The organism is Butyrivibrio sp. AE3003 (assembly GCF_000686065.1).
In the GTDB taxonomy this organism is placed as follows: domain Bacteria; phylum Bacillota; class Clostridia; order Lachnospirales; family Lachnospiraceae; genus Butyrivibrio; species Butyrivibrio hungatei_A.
On the sequence record NZ_JMLX01000001.1, the window covers coordinates 1,074,526 to 1,092,714 of the forward strand.

At 39.2% G+C, this 18,189-nt stretch carries 13 protein-coding genes; all 13 read right to left on the bottom strand.

Features of this window, described 5'->3' with window-relative positions; translation table 11 throughout:
* Positions 1–95 precede the first annotated feature (95 nt).
* Positions 96–2,543: an ABC transporter substrate-binding protein gene (locus CD00_RS0105210; protein WP_026654989.1), complete on the bottom strand. Its 2,448-nt coding sequence runs from the start codon at positions 2,541–2,543 to the stop codon at positions 96–98.
* Between the two features lie 38 nt (positions 2,544–2,581).
* A complete protein-coding gene (locus tag CD00_RS0105215; RefSeq protein ID WP_026654990.1) occupies positions 2,582–5,053 on the bottom strand; it encodes an ABC transporter substrate-binding protein in 2,472 nt (823 codons plus the stop codon).
* Positions 5,020–5,745, bottom strand: coding sequence for an ABC transporter permease (locus CD00_RS0105220; protein ID WP_185750395.1), 726 nt, complete (start codon positions 5,743–5,745; stop codon positions 5,020–5,022). Before CD00_RS0105220 ends, CD00_RS0105215 begins: the two co-directional genes overlap by 34 nt.
* A 37-nt stretch (positions 5,746–5,782) precedes the next feature.
* Positions 5,783–6,226: a hypothetical protein gene (locus tag CD00_RS0105225; protein WP_026654993.1), complete on the bottom strand. Its 444-nt coding sequence runs from the start codon at positions 6,224–6,226 to the stop codon at positions 5,783–5,785.
* Positions 6,227–6,228: 2 nt separating this feature from the next.
* On the bottom strand, positions 6,229–7,788 hold the full coding sequence (locus CD00_RS0105230) for an HlyD family efflux transporter periplasmic adaptor subunit (RefSeq protein ID WP_026654994.1): 1,560 nt from the start codon (positions 7,786–7,788) through the stop codon (positions 6,229–6,231).
* On the bottom strand, positions 7,785–8,726 hold the full coding sequence (locus CD00_RS0105235) for a carbohydrate ABC transporter permease (RefSeq protein ID WP_051594089.1): 942 nt from the start codon (positions 8,724–8,726) through the stop codon (positions 7,785–7,787). The genes CD00_RS0105230 and CD00_RS0105235 overlap by 4 nt, the downstream gene beginning before the upstream one ends.
* A gap of 8 nt (positions 8,727–8,734) precedes the next feature.
* Positions 8,735–9,655 (bottom strand): carbohydrate ABC transporter permease, encoded by a 921-nt coding sequence (locus CD00_RS0105240; protein WP_081670519.1) that lies wholly within the window; start codon positions 9,653–9,655, stop codon positions 8,735–8,737.
* Positions 9,652–11,850, bottom strand: a complete 2,199-nt coding sequence (locus tag CD00_RS0105245; RefSeq protein ID WP_026654997.1) for a hypothetical protein — start codon at positions 11,848–11,850, stop codon at positions 9,652–9,654. Before CD00_RS0105245 ends, CD00_RS0105240 begins: the two co-directional genes overlap by 4 nt.
* Positions 11,822–12,727: an ABC transporter ATP-binding protein gene (locus tag CD00_RS0105250; RefSeq protein WP_026654999.1), complete on the bottom strand. Its 906-nt coding sequence runs from the start codon at positions 12,725–12,727 to the stop codon at positions 11,822–11,824. Before CD00_RS0105250 ends, CD00_RS0105245 begins: the two co-directional genes overlap by 29 nt.
* Positions 12,724–13,110: a GntR family transcriptional regulator gene (locus CD00_RS0105255; protein WP_026655000.1), complete on the bottom strand. Its 387-nt coding sequence runs from the start codon at positions 13,108–13,110 to the stop codon at positions 12,724–12,726. The genes CD00_RS0105250 and CD00_RS0105255 overlap by 4 nt, the downstream gene beginning before the upstream one ends.
* A gap of 215 nt (positions 13,111–13,325) precedes the next feature.
* A complete protein-coding gene (locus tag CD00_RS0105260) occupies positions 13,326–14,387 on the bottom strand; it encodes a glycosyl hydrolase family 18 protein (protein WP_026655001.1) in 1,062 nt (353 codons plus the stop codon).
* 33 nt (positions 14,388–14,420) lie between these two features.
* Positions 14,421–16,280 carry a polysaccharide deacetylase family protein gene (locus CD00_RS0105265; protein ID WP_026655002.1) on the bottom strand — a complete coding sequence of 620 codons (1,860 nt, stop codon included), beginning with the start codon at positions 16,278–16,280 and terminating at the stop codon, positions 14,421–14,423.
* Between the two features lie 9 nt (positions 16,281–16,289).
* Positions 16,290–18,179, bottom strand: a complete 1,890-nt coding sequence (locus CD00_RS0105270) for a glycosyltransferase family 2 protein (RefSeq protein ID WP_026655003.1) — start codon at positions 18,177–18,179, stop codon at positions 16,290–16,292.
* Positions 18,180–18,189: the final 10 nt, after the last annotated feature.

Genomic DNA, 18,189 nt, shown 5'->3' on the forward strand with positions numbered 1-18,189 from the left:
CAGCTATTCTCATTAATGTATACATTAACTCTGTTCTGAATTATCTCAGCATAGGAAAAAAGTGTCCTCCCCATGATGCAAAATGTATTTAAGTATTAGCTGTTTTCATTAAGATATGTTGTAACTCTGTTTTGTATAACTTCGGCAACCTGTTCGGCAGTCTTTTGCCCACCAAAGAATGCTCCCGTTTCTTCCTGAACAATATTGTTTATTTCTTCGTCATAGCAATCCAATTTGTTTATGGAAAGAATATAATCATGTAACTTCTTAGCTTCCTCTTCAGATAAAGGCTTTATTGTAACGTGCTTTCCGGTTACGGGATCTACCCAGTATGTCTGGTCATCCTTAGGTTTTTCCTTTGTCGCCTCCTGGAACTGCGCTTCAAACTTAGGCTTAATTGTCGGGAATCCATACCATGAATCCTTCTCATCTGTCAAAATACCCTTAATGAGATCCAAGATAACGTCCTTATGTTCTGTTTTGTTGTTTACAGCAAACATAGAACCATCAAGCGAAGCAAGATTCTCACCGGAGTTATTGGGAAGACCTACCATTTCAAAATCTTCTCTGAATGCCAGCTGTTTATAACGTGCATAATCACCGGGGTCCGAGAAAAATGTCCTGTAGAAAATAGTTTTATCCTCTGCTACAAATTTATCATCATCAACCCATTCACCGTTTTCCTTACCCTCATTTTGATGTTCCTCATCGGGAAACTTATTTACAAAATTCAGATATTCAATAAAATCAGGTGAGTTAAAATTACACTTCTTATTCTTCCAGTCAACAAATATATCGCCATAACTTGACCATAAAGTTGCGCCCATATTTTCTTTTGAATTATATGTTCCCATAGCAAGATCGTAGTTTGCTCCGCTATTTTCAATAATATCCTGCCACTCCTTAAATGTAAGAGTTGTTTTTCCATTAAGGAATTTTGATTTGGCAGCATATGAATTAACATAAAATGAAGGCATAAATGTGTATGTTTTGCCGTCGACCTTCATCATTTCAGCCACATTTGGAAGAAACTCAATATCACCGAGCGGTCCCCCCTTTTCAAATGCAGGTGTAAGATCCATCAAAATACCCTTATCAACATACTTACGAATAGCCGCTTCGCTTCCGGAAACACTTATGATATCGGCAGCTTTTCCTGACGTAATATCAAGATTAAACTGCTTTTCTATAGTCTCCCAATCATCAGAATATAATTCATTGTAGTTGATAATTTTAATCTGGTACTTATCATTTGACCTGTTGAACTTCATGATGGCAGTTCCGATCTCTGAATCATTCCACTCTGACATAAGCGTAATAATAGTCTTATCCGCTACATCTTCAGGATTGACTTTGGTAAGTCTTGCTAGAGAAACCTTACTATACTGCTCATCTTCAGGGATACTTGCAATAAACTCCGTATCACTTATCGCAACCATCTCAAGCCACATGTAACCACCTGTGCCGATATTGGAATCTTTAAAATCAAGAATTTTATTTAATTTAGAACCCTTGAGATCATACTTATATACTCCGCTATCATTCGATGCAAACAGGTTTCCTGCATTGTCCGAGAAAAATGTATAATTGCCATACTTATCAATGCCTTCAAGCGGTTTTCCGACTTCTTTTTTGTCAAGGTCGAGTATAGCGTTAACTTCGCCATCATCTCCACCATAATAAGATATAATCATCTCATTCTCTGACAACTTGATAAGATTATCGATCCAACCGTCTTCACCGCAAATTTTCTTCTTTTCAATCAGCATCTGCGGACCGTTCTTCTCATCAAAGGTTTGAACTCCCTCTTCCGTAAGGCAAATAAGACCGTATTTCTCAGTCCATGTCAAATTATTAATATTGAACTCAACGCCTTCGTCCTGATTATCTTTAGGAGCAAACTGCGCAAGATCAACCTTGGCAATTTCCTTTCCGCTTGGATCAAGCTTTACAAAATAATTTTTGCCATCCTCTGATGCTCTGTCTTCGCCATCACCGGAAGTCTCAGATTCATCAGCTGAAGTTTCTTCTGCAGAAGTGCCTGCAGACGAAGCATCTGTATTAGAAGAGTCTGCAGACGAAGCGTCCAAAGAAGCTTCATCTGCGGCACCTGATTCTGAATTCTCAGTATCATCGGGCATTCCTTCTATATTTCTCTTGCCTTCATAGACGTCCAAATATGCAATTCCGTCTTTATCAAAAGAACCGTTAATTACATAAAAATTCTTTTCACTTCCGACATCGACAGATTGAACATCGGATCCATCCGGATTAAATGTAATTAATCTGCATTTTCCCATATCGGACCTTGTAAAGACCTTTATCTTATCACCGACGCATTTGATAACAGCAGCTTCTTCGCCGGGTTCAAGAATGCCCTCCATGTCTTCCTGTTTAAAAATTACATTTTTATCAATTTTCTTGGCTTCTTCCAATGAGACGCCATTATTTTTCTTTTTACCGCAAGCGGTAATTGATGTTACACAAAGTAACAGAACAAGAATACTACAAACAGTACTCTTTACTGTACCAACTTTTCTCATTTCTCTTCTCCGTAAATCTTGACTGAACATTCAAGTCGTTAGCTGTTCTCATTCAGATATGTAGTAACTCTGTTCTGAATAACTTCAGCAACCTGTTCAGCCGTTTTCTGTCCACTGTAGAATGTTGCAGTCTCTTCTTCAACAATCTTGGACACTTCCTCGTCATAACATTCAAGCGACTTGATACCAAGGATATAATCCTTCACAAGCTGCGCTTCCTCCTGAGTCAGAGGTTTTGCCTTTACTTCCTTTCCGGTAACCTGATCCCACCAGGTCGATCTATAATCATCTTCAGGCTTTTCTTTTGTAGCCTCAGCAAATTGTTCTTCAAACTTAGCCTTAACCGGAGAGAATCCATAGAAAGCATCCTTTTCCGCAGTCAAAATACTCTTGATCAGATCATAAATAACATCCTTATGTTCTGTTTTGCTGTTTACGGCAAATGTAGAAGGATAAATTGCTGCCAGATTCTCACCGCTGTCATTAGGAAATCCTATAAATTCAAAATCTTCTTTAAAGGTGAGCTGCTTAATACGTCCATACTCCTCAAAGCTATTGAGGTATGTTCTGTAGAACAATGTTTTATCTTCCTGGACATATTTTTCTTCAGGAACCCACTCTCCGTTTTCTTCACTTTCGTGTTGATGTTCCTCATCAGGGAATTTACTTACAAAGTTCAGATATTCAATAAATTCCGGACTGTTAAAGTTACACTTCTTATTCTTCCAGTCAACGAACTTGTCGCCGTAATATGTCCATAAATATGATCCGACATTTTCTCTTGAGTTATACGTTCCGAATGCAAGATCATATTTTGCACCGTTGGCGTTAATAATATCATCCCAATCCTTAAATGAAAGAGTTGTTTTTCCATTAAGGAATTTTGTCTTTGCTGAACATGTTTCAACATAAAACGAAGGCATAAATGTATAGAATTTACCGTCAATTTTCATCATTTCAGCCACATTGGGAAGATACTCGATATCTCCAAGCGGACCGCCTTTTTCAAATGCAGGTGTAAGGTCGAGCAATATTCCCTTATCAACATACTTACGTAATGCAGCTTCATTATTTGAAACACAGATAATATCAGCAGCTTTTCCCGAAGTGATATCAAGATTAAACTGCTTTTGTGCAGCTTCCCAATCATCCTGATACAAAGTATCGTAATTGATCATCTTGATCATATACTTATCATTTGATCTGTTAAATTTCATGATCGCATTTCCGATATCACCATTCATGTATTGTGACATCAGTGTAATAACGGTCTTATCAACTACATCTTCAGGATTAACCTTGGTAAGTCTTGCCAAAATCGAACCACTGCCTCTTTCATCATCCGATCCGGGAATATTTGCAATAAACTCCGTATCACTTAGTGCAACGGCATCAAACCACATATATCCACCGTTACCTATGTTGGAATCTCTAAGATCAAGAAGCTTGTTGAGCTTACCTGCGTTCATGTCATATTTAAAAATACCGTCTTCGTTTGATGCGTACAGATTTCCCTCGCCGCCTGTAAAGAAACTATAATTACTGTACTTACCGAAGCCATCAAGTTTCTTACCGATTTCTTTTTTATCAAGGTCAAAAATCGCGTTGATTTCGCCACCTTCTCCCGAACCATCATAATATGTCAAGAGAAGCTCATTCTCGGAAAGCTTAGACATATTGTTGATCCATCCGTCATCGCCGCAGATCTTCTTTTTCTCGATCAGAACCTGAGGTCCGTTTTTCTCATCAAAAGTTTGAATTGCTTCTTCCGAAAGACCGATAAGACCATATTTCTCAGTCCAAATCATATTGTAAAGATCGAATCCTTCATCTTCACCGGCTCCTTCTTTAGAAAACTGGTCAAGATCAACCTTTGCAAGCTCTTTTCCTGTAGGATCGAGCTTTACAAAATAAGATTTTCCTTCCTCCGACGCATCACCTTCAGACTTACTGTCTTCAGAAGCATTAGCTTCATCAGCTGATGTTTCTGCTACAGAAGCGTCTGCTGTAGCAGTATCAGCCACTGAAGCGTCTGACGCAGAAGAATCTGCAGATGAAACTTCTTCTGCAGAAGCATCTTCAGAATCATCAGCTTCTACGCTCCCACCGTACATCATATCTCTGTCACCTACGTAGACTCTCATATAAGCGTTTCCGTCTTTATCGAATACGCAATTATATACATAAGTATCTTTTCCGCTTCCGACATCTACTGATTGAACATCGGATCCATCAGAATTAAAAGAGATCAATCTGCACTTTCCATTTTCAGTATTTGCAACAACCTTGATCTTATCTCCGGCACTTGTAAGAACAGATACCTCTTCGCCCGGCTCAAGAATACCTTCAATGTCTTCCTGTTTAAAAATACAGTTTTTATCAATTTTCTTGGCATCTTCCAATGAAACGCCACTATTTTTCTTTTTACCGCATCCGGTCATCGATGTTGCCAAAAGTACGGATACAAGCAAACAACTTACTGCTCTCCCGACAAATTGTCTTTTTCCCATTTACTTATCCTCTTTTTCTTCTTCCTGTCATTAATTTTCACTTCAAGTTCATACTTCTTATCAGCCAGTTTTTCCATTAAGCCGTGAAGATCAGTCTCCCTATGCGTATAGCAATTCTTTACAAAAAGGATGACTGTCACAACAACGCTCACTTTCAAAAACAGTCCAATAATAAAAAGGACAGATAAAACATCTTCGTATCCTCTGGCAATGTTTTCCCAATAAGGGTAATATATTGCCTTTTGCCACATACTTCTTGTACCAAAAGAAGCTGCAACTTCGAGAAGCGACATAGGTTTAAACCTCTCTGAATTCTCGCAGATGTGCACCGATCCGCCATCCAGACCGCAACTCTCAGTTATATATTTGCAAACAATCCCTTCTACGGGATTGGGGCAAGCAATCTCATAACAATTGATCCCGCCGAACTTAGCTTTCTGTCCGGTTTCGGAAATCTCTTTTTCTACTGTTCTGCCGCTGTATATATCTCCAAATCTTGAAAGGCTTTCATAGGACATATAGATAACAGGCTCTTTTAGTCCTGCGGCATCACTAAACCTTCCCTCTTCTCTGTCTACAACACCTGCAATATAATGCGGAAAATTATTGATATAAACAACTTCTCCACATATATCGCTGGATCCAAACATATCCCACGCTATCTGCTTATCCAACACAATATAATTGGACATCGTGGGATCATCTTTAAATGCATTACCCGTCACAAAATTAAGCGGGTGAAAAAGAAAAAAACTCTCCTCCGACTCCTATGGCACGAGCCTTGTACGGCTCCTTATCTTTATCGTAGCTAATGCCTACAGATCCCTGAGCACTGTAACAACTGCTGAAATTCAGCTTTTTTTCATTGATTCCGCCCTCATCTACCATCTTATTTTTAAAATCATATTCAAGTTTTTTGATGGCATTTTCATCAATACACTGATTCTGGGCATAAAACACACTTACCTGTGCCCATTTATCATCAACAGATAACCTTCCTATAACATTCTGGTCAGGCATACTCCCAACCATAAATCTCGTTATGATCCCCAGAATAAGATCTATCAAAAGCAGTATCGTAATGAGTATAAGCGGTACTTTTGCCTCGATTAAAAAAGTCTTTATTTTATTTTTTGCTTTTTCATTAAACTCTGATACTTTTTCTTTATCCATAATTATTTCTCTGCAAGTCTTACCTGATCTCCGGGCTCTATCGCTTTTGAAGCTGTTGTTATAATACTGCAATATTCGGGAAGATTACCCTCAATCGCTGTATTCTTCGAATCTGAATCAAGAGTATTTACTTCAACCTTTGTAGCAATATATCTGTTTCCAAGAGGGGAACTCTTCTCTGTAAGAACAAGTACATAGTTCCTGTTGTCTGCGCCTTTGATTGCATTATTGGGAACAATCAGATCATAATGCTTGGGCTTTTCGCCCATCTTAAGAGATACTTCCTGTCCCGGAGTAACCTCGGAACTCTGAATCTTAAAGGTCAAAACCTTCATATTTGCAGGATCTTTTTTGTCATTTCTAATGGACTTAAGTATTGCCTTAAATTCCTCTGGTTTTTCAAAGCTGTACGGATTTGTAAGTTCGGCAACGTTTCCGACTTTTACTCTCTTTGCCTGCTCAACTTTTACGGAGCACTCAAGTGTCATGTCCTTTCCGTCAACCTGAATAACCGCAACGGGTTCTTCTGCATTTGTCTTTTCTCCGGCAACTTTATTTATGCTGGAGATTATTCCATCAACGGGTGCCTTTATGGTTGCTCCTGTTGACTCAGCCTCAAGCTTTGCAAGCTTTGCCTTTGACTCAGCAATCTTATCCTTTAAATCCGTAAGACCTATCTCTGATCCCAAGCTTGCCAAAACTTTTTCCTTTTCCTTTGTAGCTGCCTCAAGCTCTGCAGCAGTCCTAGCCTTCTCCGCCGTAGCCGCAGCAAGCTTTTTTTGATTGTCAGCATCAAGCTGCGTTCCGAGATTAGTAAGTTGGCTCTGATCTTTTGTAAGTTCGTCTACCTTTTTCTGAAGATCCTCTACTCTGTCCTCATCTCCACGAGCCTGCGCATCAGCAAGATCTGCCTGAGCCTGTGCAAGAGTATATCCGGGAGTTGCTGCATTATAAGCACTGTCAGCGCTATCTGTAGATGCTTTTTGAGTAATTGCGTCAATCTGCGCCTGAGCCGCGCGGTCTGCATCAAGTGCCGCATCATATCTGTCAGTTGCCGCCTTCAATTCACTCTGAAGTTTATCATGTGATGACTTTTTCCCTTTACGAACATTTGTAATAACATCGTCCGGCACATTTCCCGAAAAAAGCTCTTTATCATATGCAAGCTCAAGATCATCCAAATTCTTTTTTTCTGCAAGAAACTCTTCCGACTCTATATCATCAAGGTAAAAGAGAATGTCGTCTTTCTTTACGTGTGCGCCTTCCTTTACGGCAACACCTGAAATCTTTCTCGATTCTTTTACTGTAACTTCATACGGGTCTTCTGCGACAATTTCTCCGGATATAGGAATTTCCTTGATTATTTCTCCGCTATCCACCGCAGTGGTCGCAACCTGTGCAAGCGAATAATTCATGATGGTATTTGAAAAGAATGTCAGCGCAAGCATAATGCAAAGAAAAACAATTGCTACGTTCTTTACAATATCTTTTTTATCCCTCTTTTTGTCCTTCTCTTTGTCTGTATCCTTATCTTCAACGATAAGCTGATTTTCATTACTCATCCTTTGACTCCTCCTTGGTAGGAAATACCTTCCACCAAATAATCTTCGCCGTACAAGAACAATAACAACGGCGGAATTAAATATATTACCGCAACTGCAAACGCAAGACTTATCTCACCTTGATTGATCTTTGACAAAAATACCGACAGCGGATGTTTATCTACATCCTTTAGTAAGATAAGAGGTTGCTCAACCATATTCCAATAGTCGAAAAATACCAATATCATTATTGAAGCGATCCCGCCCTTGCACAGCGGAAATTGTATCCTTGAAAAAATCTCCCATTCACCGGCACCGTCTATCTCTGCCGCTTCTGTAAGTTCCTTGGGAACTCGTTTCATAAATTTGGTTAGCAGATATATTGCGAACGGTGAAAAAAATCCGGGAAACCATATTGCCCACTTTGTATCCAGAATCCCCAGAAAATCCGAAACCAGGTAGTTCGGAACAAGTGTGACCTGATATGGCATAAGCATCAGAATGACATAAACGAAAAATATCACATTTTTTATCCTGCTCTCATGCCGCGAAAATCCGTAAGCCGCAAACGATGCAAGCGCAAGCTGTACTATAACTATCGGAACCGTATATATCATTGAATACCAGAACTTGAGCAGATATTCGGGACTCTTTAAAAGAACCGTGTAATACTGATCAAAAGTAACCATATCCGGAATAAACTTTAGATTTACAGTCTTTGAAATGTATGTCCTCGCTCCATTTTCGTTTTTGCCGTAATTATCAAAAATTGAACCGTAATTCGCATTTATCTCTGTCGCAGCCATAAACGAATTGGTAAGCGTAAGAAGTGTCGGCATTATGAAGAAAAATGCGAATATAATTGCCGAAACTGTTACTATAATCTTCTTTGTTCTATCTTCAAGTTCTTTTTTCTGTTTTATTCTTTTTCTGTATATTTTGCTAAACTCATTTTCCATAAAAGCTATTATCCTTCGACGTCTTTACCGTATGAGTCCTCAAACTTTATCAAAAAGTATATGAGTATCGAAACAATTATGAACATGATTATCGCCGCCGCAGAAAGCATCTGATAGTCCAGCGATGCGAATTTATTGTTCATGTAATGTTGCAGCATATAAAGCGTGTCATAAGGATAATCTCCGGTCAGCAGGTATATCTCCCTGAAAACCTTAAATGAATTGATAAGCGACATAATAGTCACAAACATTATCGTAGGTGATATAAACCTAAGCTTCACATGCCAAAATATCTGTAATTTACCGGCACTTTCTATTCTTGCAACTTCTATAAGTTCCTTTGGAATTCCTGCAAGCGCAGACATGAACAGGATCATGTTATATCCAAGGTTCTTCCATAAAAAAAGCGTAAGCAAAACGACGTATGCTTTATCTGACTTAAGCCAGTCTGTCTTGGATGTATCCCCAAGCGCTGCAAGAACGTTGTTTACAATTCCGTTCTGATGAAACATTACCTGCCAGATAAGTACTATCGATGCCGTCGGAACCATAAGCGGACTTAAGAACGACGACCTGAAAAAGCTCTTAAACGGAATCCTTGATTCCATCACTGCAGCAAGTATCAGCGATAGTACAACCGCAAGCGGCACCGCGGTAAAGGAAAAATTAAGAGTATTAAGTCCCGCTTTCCTAAACGCGTCATTATTCCAAACATTCACAAAGTTACTAAATCCGACAAACTCTTTCTGTATCGGGTTATTCATAAATGAATAACCTATAATAACCATGAACGGTGCCACAAAAAATACAAATACTCCGATCAGCGAAGGGAGAAGAAAGAACCATGAAATGAGTTCTCTCTTTCCTACAGTCTTTACTCTTTGTTTCGGTTGTTTAGTTCTTTCAGTAATCAAAGACTTTATCTTCACTTATTAAAATCCTCATAAACAAATTTAGGAACAGATCCTTTCTTGAAGCTATAGTGATATGTAAAAGCATCTTGATATTTGTCATCAAATGATACATTAAACTTCTTGTCTACCTTATCAAACGGATTCTCCCACTCAACATAGTTCTCAAATATACAGTTTTCCATGATTTCTTTTATCTTGTCTTTATCGGTATATGTTTCTACGTTAAAACCAAAATCTTTTCCGTCATAATACCATTTGTCATAGACTTCTCTTTGTTCTTCCAAAGACATCTCATTAAAGTTATACCCGGGAAAATAATCAGTAACCGTAAGTTCCTGTATTTTGTCAACAGGATACTCTTTTCCTTTATAAAGACCATTCTTTGTCAGCACATCTATTACACGTGTAAAATTCTCAAATACAGGCATAGAATAAGAAGTATAAGGATCATTATTAAAATCCACTTCTCCGATAGCACTGGTATCTTTTATATAAGAGAATTTGTAGTGTTCCAGAATATCCTGCTTGTATGCTTCTATAAAATCTCCCATAACCGATACATCTGTTGTAAATTCATCTCCCCCGGGGAAAGAACACGTCATTGACGCCTCTCCGGTTGATATCTGTTCTGCTCTAAAAAAGTCATCGCCAAAACACGGAACATGTCCCTTTATAAATTCTTCACTGCTTGTAAGCTTATCCATAAGCGCGGGATCAATATCATAAGGAATCACAACATCACGATAAACTTTTCTTCCGTCTTTAAGATTATAGAGAATTTTCTCTCCCCACCCGTATTTATAATAATCACCGTCAGCTTTTCTGGCACACTCCATACTCTTTTGGGCAATCGGAAGAAATGTATCCATATCCGTAATCTTCATATTTTTGAAGGAATAAGTGTCCCAATCTATTGAGGAATTAAAACCATGAATATATTCACTTTGATAATAGTATCCGAAATCATTATAAAAAAGAGCCGCACTCTCAACAGATGACGCATTCGGGACATAACTGTCATAGCCAAGAAGGTCACCTCTGTATATAAAAAAAATCAGTAAAAGTATAGCCATTGCCATGAAAGTCTGACGTTTTCCTTTAGCAAAGCTCTTTACATCCGAGTCGAGACAGATTTCAATAATCGAACCAGTAAAAGCACATATTGTAAGCATTGCAATGCAGAGCAAAACATAAAGCTTACGATTCCATGTCATATCAAAAATCGTATGAAGAACAACCATTCCGCCAAGCGATGTTATTACACAAACAAGAACCTTACATGCCCATCTTACAAGTCTGAAGATAACAGTCTTTCCAACATGTTCTGCTCTTCTGTACTTGTACACAAATACAACCAACGCTGTTGCTATGATTGCAGTAACGATCATATCTATGTCATATCTGATTGAACGAAGATAATTACTCATAACGCTTGAAATATCAAAAGACTTATCTATCGAATAGTATTCATATCTGTACATTATGTTATTTGCAAGGTTTTTTACATCGTTACAAGGTGACAAAATGGCCGTATTTTCCGACATATAACTTGCTGTTGAAAAGAATACTCGATTCAGATAATGGAATTCTTCACCGATTATATATGGGAAATACAGCATAATAGCTGTCAGTATAAGTGCAATAATCCTTGTTCCGCACAGCAATATGGCAAGTGTGGTTATAGTAAAGCATGTGTAGAAAAATATTATCATTCTGACTGTCTGAATAAGAACAGCAATGATAAGAGCGGCGTTTAACGCCCCAAATGCCAATGCGGTAAGAATTGCAACAACTTCTACGCCGAGGAATATGGTTATAAAATTGGTAACCGCAACGAAATAAGCACTCTGCATTCTTCTTGCACTTGTAGTAGGAAGGCTTAAATAAAAATCAAGCTTACTCATACTAAAGAGATAAGAAAACTTAGTAAATGCATATATTATTCCAAGAGCACCTATCAAAAAATAAAACATTGAGCCAAGTCCGATAGTATGCATAACTACTACCTGCTTTTCATACAGCATCTGAGCTGCTTCCTGCTCATGCTCAATTCCAAAGTGATGCGATCTGATGAACAAAAGCACCATCGGTACAACAAAAGCGATAAACATAACCGGAGCGACCATTACATATGACCACAAACTCTTGTTGCTCATTATATTTTTATTTGCTTTAACTTTATCAACCCATGATGAATTTGCGGATGTCATATCCAACCACCTCCGTCTCACTAATGAAGATCTCTTCCAATGTAAGAGCCAATATCTCAAAGAAAATCATATCTGCACGCTTAAATGCAGCCTCTATATCCGCCCTCTCACCCCTGACGGTAATAGTATGAAGTCTTCCGCGCCTGTCATGTATAAGCACATCAAGTCCTTCAAGTGCCTTTTTCTCATCTTCTTCAGTCTTAAATACACACTGAATTTTCTGCATATTAAGTTTCATGTCGGAAATATCTTCAGACAAAATAACACCGCCCTTATGAAGAAGTCCCACATGATCGCATATATCTTCAAGTTCTCTTAAATTATGTGAAGCGATTACGGGAGTCAAACCTCTGTCTTCCATCTCGGCTGCAAAAAGGCTCTTTACTCCCTGTCTGACAACAGGATCAAGTCCGTCGAATGTCTCATCACAAAGAAGGTACTTGGTTCCCGCACATAATCCCAACAGGATTGATACCTGCTTCTTCATACCTTTGGAAAAGGTATTTATCTTTCTGTCTTTATCAAGGCCAAAGCCTGTCAAAAACTTATAAAACTTTTCTTTATCAAAATTTACATACACCGATGCATAAAAACCTGCCATATCATTAGGTGTACTGTTAGGGAAAAAGTACTGATCATCCGAAATATAAAACACATCCTTCTTTACGTCAGGATTGTCGTATACAGGTCTGTTATCAACACATACAACACCGGAATCCGGTTTGATAACTCCTGCAATAATCCTAAGCGTAGTACTCTTTCCTGCCCCATTTGTCCCAACAAGGCCAAAAACTTCACCGTCAGCAATCTTCAGTGAAACATGATTGACAGCTTTGATGTCATCAAACGCCTTGTTAAGTTCAATTAACTCAATCACGCCTTTCCTTCCTCCTTCTTAAGTTCGGCTAGCCTCTCTTCTATCTCCGATAATACTTCGTCATAGGCAATTCCTATAGCGTTGGCTTCAACAAACAGTTCCATGATTTCATCTATCACTTCCTGCTTCTTGGTTATTTTAAGAGTATCGTCTCCCTTGACAAAGTTTCCCCTACCTTTAACAGTATAAATAAACCCCTGCCGCTCCAGCTCCGTATATGCACGCTGAACCGTATTGGGATTAGTGGAAAGTTCCATTGCAAGACTTCTGACAGAAGGCATTTGCTCATCAGCCTGGAGTATACCTTTAAATATCTGTAATTTAAAACTCTCGACTATCTGCTCATAAATAGGTCTGCTGTCTTGGTAGTCTATAATTTTCATAGTTCTCCCATCCGTCATTTAATTTATGATATAACTCAGTAACAAGCAATAAGTGTACTATTCAACTTAGTACACTAAAATAATATCATCTCGTTTCCAATATTGCAACTACTTTTTTTCTACAAAAAAAGTCATAAAATCGACATTGATAAACCCACTTATAATACCGATTTTATGACTTTTTCTTTGTGATTTTCTGTCTGCAAAATATACGGTCAGAAGTTACCACCTAGTCTCCATATCGAAAACTTTTCACATCCGGCATCTTTGGCTGTATCAGTCCAAACTTTAAGCGTTTCCTGGTCTGCGTACCACACCTCGTGCTTATGTCCCGCATCATCGGTGTATTCAAAATGTAACGCACTGCTGTCAGGATCTCTGGCAATTTCGCCATTATATTCTTCACAAAGAGTCACAGCATTTCTATAATTAACCTGTTTTACCGATCCGTCTGCGGCAAAATCAAATCCTCCCGTGGCAAACGCCAAATTGATCTTACCTTTAAGGACAGTCATCTTTTCATACATATCCTTTATGAATGCCACATCCGCTTTTGGACCCGGATCAGTACCGTAGCCCTTTAAGTTGTAACACATCATCACATATTCCGGATACTCAGGCCATTCATAGCTGCCTATTGGCGCTGAAGGCTCAAATACAACCCTGAGCAGGAGTCCCTCTTTTGAAGCCTTTTCTGACAACACCTTAATGAATTCGTTAAAGTGTCCCCATAGCTCAGTGTCTTTTTTAATTGCCTCATAATCAATCTCAACTCCACCAAGACCGGATTTCTTGGTAAGTTTTATTACATTGTCCGCATGCTTTTCCGCAAGGTCGCTACTCCCCAATATCTCATACAAAAGCTCAGTGTCTTTCAGGGATGAACCCTCATCAAGCAACTTATCATTAACTATTGTAAGAAATGTTGTCTTTCCTTTTAAATAACCCGACTTATCGAACTGTCCTATCTTGTCCGTGATATTATCGGGAATAAACATATTGCTGTTCTTGTCAAAGTACGCTGCAAAGAAGCAGATCGTACCAAGGTCATCGCCAATAGCGGCAAGTTCCTCATCAGCAGTTGCATTATCCCAATATGGATACCAGACAGATGCATCCTTGGCTTCTTCCCCATTTCCGCCGGTGATCACAGTAGCATATTCAGCTTCACTTCCTAAAGCGGTGTCTTTGTCATTATCTGTAGTGTCCCCACAGCCACAGAATGTTCCAATACATATTGCCGCCATCAAAAGCACTGTATAAGCTCTCTTCTTCATAGTATCCCCTATCTGTTGTCAGGCATCATCCAATCAAATATTTGTAATAAACCAGTTTATTACTGAATTAATTGTCTGCTCAGCTTTTCTCTGAACATTCTGTACACCTGTAAGGACGTTTGTGTACAGTACAGTGCCATTATCAAGGTCTTTAACGGTTAATTTTTCAAATACTCCGTCGTAAACATCATCAGCAATGTTTCTCTGGCTATAACCGTACTCAGTCCAGGCACTCTTCAAATAGATTGCTCCGTCACCGATCTTCTTAAGCTCGTAATTCTCAAAAACAACTTTGCCATCAAGCTTAACAGTGATCATGTTATCAATAAGCGTTATGTCAAGTTTCCTGTTTCCTTTATCCCCGATCTGGAAAACAGGTCTGTACTCTTCGCCGCCATCCTGCAAAGTCTTGACTTTAGCCTTTTTGGCTTCGTTCGAAAGCTTTGTGTATTCTTCGGCTTCCTTGTGGCTTGCAGCATATCTGGCAAATGCAGCATACTCACCGGCAAGTGAATTTCTCATGTCCTCTTCAACGGAAGTTTTTTCTCCGCCGTCAAAATCATAGAGATCGATATCCTCAAGAATATCCTTACCGTTTACAAGGTAAAGATGATTGTTCATGAGTCTTACTTCCACTCCGGCATCAAGCTTACTGTCAGCCTTAAGAAGAACCGACTGGCAACCAAGTACATTTCCTTTAAGCGTTGCAGACACTTCAACATTTTTACTGTTTTCACTGCCTTTTAATTTTAAGATACCCATTTCCTGAGGAAGTGATGTAAGCGCGATAGCTTCATCATTCTTCCTGTACTCGGCAGCTCCTTTTTCGAGCTCCCAGGCATTCTTTGAGTCACCATCCCCATTGATGAACTCTATATTTTTCTGATCCTCCTCCGGAAGATCAGCCTTTATCCTCATAAGAAGATGGTTTGTATACCAGTTCGGCTGAGGCTCAAGGCGTGTAAGATCGTAAATACTGCTCTTCTTGTTATTGAGTGCATATCCTTCTCTGTTAAAGTTCATAGCGAAGGTATTTCCGATAGCCCTCTCATTTACAGCACTTACTTTGTCGTTTTCACCAAACTTTCCTGTATTTGAGTGAAGAAGCACATAAGCACCGGGCACTTTGCCAAGTCCCTTTTGGTACTCTTGTTTCATGAGTCCGTACTCACCCAAGATTCTCTTTTGCATCTCGTTGTAGGATTCCTTCGGAACATCGTTCTCATCTCTTATGTAGTCCATAAGATAATGATTGTAATTTCTTCCGAAGTACTTACTCATGGAAGAATATTCTTCACTTGAAAGTTCTCCGATATATCTGTCGTATCTGTCAAATACATTTATGTATCCAAGTCTGTATCCGTTACTTCCCAGCTCCCAGTAGGTGCTCTCTTCAAGTCTCTTAAGCTCATCAGGCATAAGAAAAAACGCATCTTTGCTTCTGAACTTCTCGGCATAAGTAAACATCGTTGCCTTGAAGTTGTATTTTTCCATTAACTTCTGTGAAAAGATGGCCGTGTCATTTCTTCCATCCTCGTACATAAGGAAAAGAGCTTTGTCAGGAAGCGCAATACCCTTGTTGTAATAATTATCGATATCATTCTGCGTGATAGTAACATATCCGCACTTCTGAAGCGCATTCAGATGTTCATCAAGCCTGTCGACACCGATTCTTGAACTACTTCCATCTCTTGCCACACCGGAATATGAAACAGCGATAAATCCATGATCCATACGTGAAACCACATTTGTATCCAACGGATTGTACGGTCTGTACGTTGTAGAAGTAAGTAGTGCATTCAATACAAAAGCCAAAAGCGAAAGCAGAAGTACAAGCTCTAATATTGAACGTATCAACTTCTTTATATCTTTTGATGATTCAATCTTATACATATTTCCACCTTATTCCACGTTATTATTATCTGACGACTTATTTTTGCTATTCTTTTCCTTGCGAAGGCGCTTCTTTTCAGCTTCCTCCAGGTCACTTGGCGTCATTCTGGTTCCCCATGTGGTTTTCCAGAACGTGAACCATGCAATAGGCATCTGCCACAAAAGAATAAGCTCATAATAAATGCAGAATAAAAGGCCGTACGCCCATGTTGAGCTCTTTCTGAGAAGCATCTGCGACATACTCATCAAGAATGACATCAGGAACAATCCCAGTAAAAATGCGGTCGGGAAAATGTGTTGTGTCAAAGGTACATATACAAGGTTATAAAGAACAACCAGCGGAGCAACTACAGGAACCACAAGTCCCATATAGAATCCGATAACCGCAAACGGTTCCTTCTTCCACATAAAAGATGCTGCAATAAGTGATTCTCTAAGCCACGATCTCTTCCATCTCATCTGCTGTTTAAGAAAGACAGAATGTTTATTGGGAACGATCGTAGAACAAACCGCCGTATCCTGATATGTCGTCCTGTAATGCCTGAGGATGAAGTTTGTCATCGCTCTGTCATCACCAAATGTAGCCTTGTGTCCAAGGAATCTCTGATTCATCCACGCTTCTTTGTTTGCAAGGATTATCTCCTTCCTGTAGCAGGAAAGAGGTCCCGAAAGACATGTAACCGCATCAAAGAGCCCTTCAGAAGCTTTCATAACCCTGAAAGCAATGTAATATCTGACACTCTGCATCTTGGTAAGTGCATTTGTGTAAGTATTTGCAACATCGGTTCTTCCTGCAACGCCGCCCATCTTAGGATCCTTAAAGGGCTGAACCAGATGTCTTATGGCAAACGGATCGAGGAAGCTGTCCGAATCAACAAAGACAACAAGCTCATGTTTTGCAAGTTCCGCTCCCCTTACAAGAGCATCTCTCTTTCCGGCATTCTTTTCCTGTACGCAATAAGAAATTCTGCCTTCAAGATCATACTTACCGTTTGCTTCTTTCTTTAATCTTTCTATTGTCTCTTTTATCTTCTCAACAGAACCATCGGTTGAGCAGTCATCTATTATGATGACTTCAAGCTTTTCTATCGGATATTCCTGATTCACACAGCTCTCTATGGTTCTTCCTATCCATTCTTCCTCGTTGAAGCATGGAATAAGGATTGAAACACCCGGTGTAAAATCGGGATCAACTTTCTTTGGTCTGTAGAAAGCTCCGAAGATATATCTACTCAAAAGATACACTGCTGTGACCATACTGTACAGATACAGGAGCTTATTAAACTTAAAGTAAATGATGCTCTCCGCTCTCATAAGGATGACGCATGCGATAGTAAACGCTATCAGAATGACCGAAGATACAAACATGAATCTGTCTTTATTTGCGGCAGCATAATTGTGAAGCTCTTTGCCAAAGTTTATTCCGATCATGAACTTTCCGTCGGAAGTAATGAAAGTACGGACTACTTTCACTTTCTGCTTAACCCGCATTTCATTACCTTCAGGCATACTTCCCGGAACAACCCTGAAGTCAACTTTGAGCATCGTCTTGGTGCTGAGAGCGCTAAATTCCTCTCTTCCAACTTCGACGAGCATACCGGTGTTTGATATATCAACTACCTTCCCGACTCCGCTGACTTTCGGGCCTTCTTTGGAGTAGCTTCTCATATGTACCGGGAAACCTGTAACGTATCTTATGCCCGACTTACTCTCCTTAAGAAAAGCCTCATAATCATTATTCTTATTGTCGTTACTGTTTCCTCTTCGTTCTGTATTTGTTCTTTTATTTGAAGAATCCGGAACATGTGAAAGGACTCGTCTGTCTTTCTTTTCAACAGTCATCACGTCTTCTTTGTTTACAGAACCTTTTTTCTTTTTTATCTTATCCAGAAATTCCATCTTTTACCCC

What these genes read in the sequence shown, in the direction of transcription:
- CD00_RS0105255 (WP_026655000.1), bottom strand. Translation starts at nt 13,110, where the DNA reads ATGAAAATTATAGACTACCAAGACAGCAGACCTATTTATGAGCAGATA.
- CD00_RS0105270 (WP_026655003.1), bottom strand. Translation starts at nt 18,179, where the DNA reads ATGGAATTTCTGGATAAGATAAAAAAGAAAAAAGGTTCTGTAAACAAA.
- CD00_RS0105225 (WP_026654993.1), bottom strand. Translation starts at nt 6,226, where the DNA reads ATGGATAAAGAAAAAGTATCAGAGTTTAATGAAAAAGCAAAAAATAAA.
- CD00_RS0105230 (WP_026654994.1), bottom strand. Translation starts at nt 7,788, where the DNA reads ATGAGTAATGAAAATCAGCTTATCGTTGAAGATAAGGATACAGACAAA.
- CD00_RS0105215 (WP_026654990.1), bottom strand. Translation starts at nt 5,053, where the DNA reads ATGGGAAAAAGACAATTTGTCGGGAGAGCAGTAAGTTGTTTGCTTGTA.
- CD00_RS0105220 (WP_185750395.1), bottom strand. Translation starts at nt 5,745, where the DNA reads ATGTCCAATTATATTGTGTTGGATAAGCAGATAGCGTGGGATATGTTT.
- CD00_RS0105235 (WP_051594089.1), bottom strand. Translation starts at nt 8,726, where the DNA reads ATGGAAAATGAGTTTAGCAAAATATACAGAAAAAGAATAAAACAGAAA.
- CD00_RS0105210 (WP_026654989.1), bottom strand. Translation starts at nt 2,543, where the DNA reads ATGAGAAAAGTTGGTACAGTAAAGAGTACTGTTTGTAGTATTCTTGTT.
- CD00_RS0105260 (WP_026655001.1), bottom strand. Translation starts at nt 14,387, where the DNA reads ATGAAGAAGAGAGCTTATACAGTGCTTTTGATGGCGGCAATATGTATT.
- CD00_RS0105265 (WP_026655002.1), bottom strand. Translation starts at nt 16,280, where the DNA reads ATGTATAAGATTGAATCATCAAAAGATATAAAGAAGTTGATACGTTCA.
- CD00_RS0105245 (WP_026654997.1), bottom strand. Translation starts at nt 11,850, where the DNA reads ATGACATCCGCAAATTCATCATGGGTTGATAAAGTTAAAGCAAATAAA.